At 73.4% G+C, this 2,087-nt stretch carries 1 protein-coding gene; it reads right to left on the reverse strand.

Translation table 11 applies throughout. From position 1 onward, the window contains the following. Nucleotides 1-2,087: calcium-binding protein (locus V7Z97_RS20245; protein ID WP_334165406.1), on the reverse strand; the 2,087-nt coding region annotated here is incomplete at both ends.

Consider the following 2,087-nt stretch of genomic DNA (forward strand, 5'->3'; position numbering starts at 1 on the left):
ACAGCGTCCCGAGCTGGATCAGGTCGCCGTCGACCGAGCCGCGCACGAAGGCGAAGCCCCCGCTCACCTGGCCGGCGTTCACCGTCAGGTTCAGGCCGACGAACTGGCCCGGCGTGGGGTTCTGCGCCGGGATGTAGAAATGCAGTTCCTCGACGTCGGTGACCGTGTCGGTCCCGAGGTTCGCCACGGGCCCGAGGCCCTCCACCACGGCGTCGCCGTCGGTGACGGTGATCCGGAACACGTCGGTGACGGTGTTCCCGTCGACGAGCTGGACGAGGATCTTGCCCAGGTCCGCGCCGGCGCCGGCCACGGCGCGCAGCGACCCGGCCGTGCCTTCCGGAAGGCCGAAGCCGGCGATGTCGTGGCCGGTGCTGCCGTCGATGCGGTCCGAGCCGCCGTGGCCGGTGAGCCGGTCGTCGCCCGCCAGGCCATCCAGGGTGTCTGCGCCGGGCCCGCCGTTCAGGGTGTCGTTGCCCGTCGTGCCCTGCGGGGCCTGAACGGCGCCGAGGTCGTTGGCGCTCAGGGTCACGTCGCTGAAGCGGAAGCTCTCCACCGCATGGACCACGTCGACACCGTCGGGCGCGCCGTTGCGCAGGTCCGTCAGGGTGAGCGAACCGTCCGGGTTGGCGGTGACGGCGTAGTCGGCGCGTGCGCCGGTGAAGACGGCGGTGTCGGATCCTGCGCCGCCCACCAGGGTGTCGGCGTCGGCGCCGCCGGTGAGGGTGTCGTCCCCCGTCCCGCCCTTCAGGGTGTCGGCGCCTGCGCCGCCCTGCAGGTCGTCGTTGCCGCCGGCCAGGTCGAAGTCGGCCACGTCGTCGAAGGTGGCGATCGGGCCGCCGGCGTTGCCGTCGATGTCCACCGCCCCGTCGCCCAGCAGCAGGTCGTTCCCCGCCGCGCCCACGAGCCTGTCGTCGCCGCTGTTGCCGGCCAGCACGTTGGCGTCGGCGTCGCCGGTGAGGGTGTCGGCATGCGCCGAGCCCGACAGGTTCTCGATCCCGCTCAGCGTCATCGAGCCGATGCCGGTGTCCTGCGCAGCGCCCTGCTCGGCGAGGCTGATGTCCGCGCCCGCGGTCGCGACGGTGACCGCCACGGTGTCGGTCCCCGCGCCCCCGGTGAGGCTGTGGCCGCCGGCGGCCACCATCAGCAGGTCGTCGCCGCCGCGACCGTCCAGGACGTCGTCGCCACCGCCCGAGCCCCACAGCCAGTTGGCCTGGTCATCGCCGGAGAGGGTGTCGGACATCTCGCCGCCGGAAACGTGCTCGACGTTGGTGAGCACATCCATGCCCAGGCCGGTGTCCTGGGGACCCGAGACCGCGAGGTCGGCCTTCACGCCCTGGGTCTCGCTGTAGAGCGACACCCGGTCGAAGCCGTCGCCGCCGTCCATGACGTCGTCGCCCGCGCCGCCGGACAGGTAGTCGTCGTCGGCCCCGGCCGAGAGCGTGTCGTTCCCGTCCGCGCCGCGCAGGGCGTCGTGGCCCGCGCCCGTCTGGACGGAATCGTTCCCCGCCCCGCCGTTCAGGTCGTCGACGAAGCCGCCGCCCTGCAGGGTGTCGTCCCCCTGCTGGCCGTTGGCCGCCCGCACCACGTCCGCCGGCAGGCCCGAATAGGCCTGGCCGAGATCCATCACCTCGCCCAGCGGCGTGCCGCCGGCGAACGCCACGCCGTTCTGCGGCGGGTTGAACCGCGGCGTCAGGTTCAGGGTCGCGAACTGGCCCTGGTTGAACGGCGGCACCATGAAGTGCAGCTGGTCGATGTTGGCGACCGTGTCGGTCCCCTGCCAGGCGTGGTCGCCCAGGCCCTCCACCGTGGCCGCGCCCTGGCCAGTCACGGTGACCCGGAACACCGCCACGCCGACGTTGTCGTTGACCAGCTCGACGTTGAAGACGCCCGCCTGGGCGGTCTCCACCACCCGCAGCGAGCCCGTCGTGCCCGTCGGCAGCTCGAAGGCGGCGAAGTCGTTCGCGCCCGTCCCGCCGTCCAGCACGTCGTCGCCCGCACCGCCGACCAGCCGGTCGTCGCCGCCCTGGCCGACCAGCCGGTCGGCGCCTGCGCCGCCCTGAAGGTTGTTGGCGCCCGCGTGGCCGGTG

This window comes from Phenylobacterium sp. (genome assembly GCF_036821595.1).
GTDB lineage: Bacteria > Pseudomonadota > Alphaproteobacteria > Caulobacterales > Caulobacteraceae > Phenylobacterium.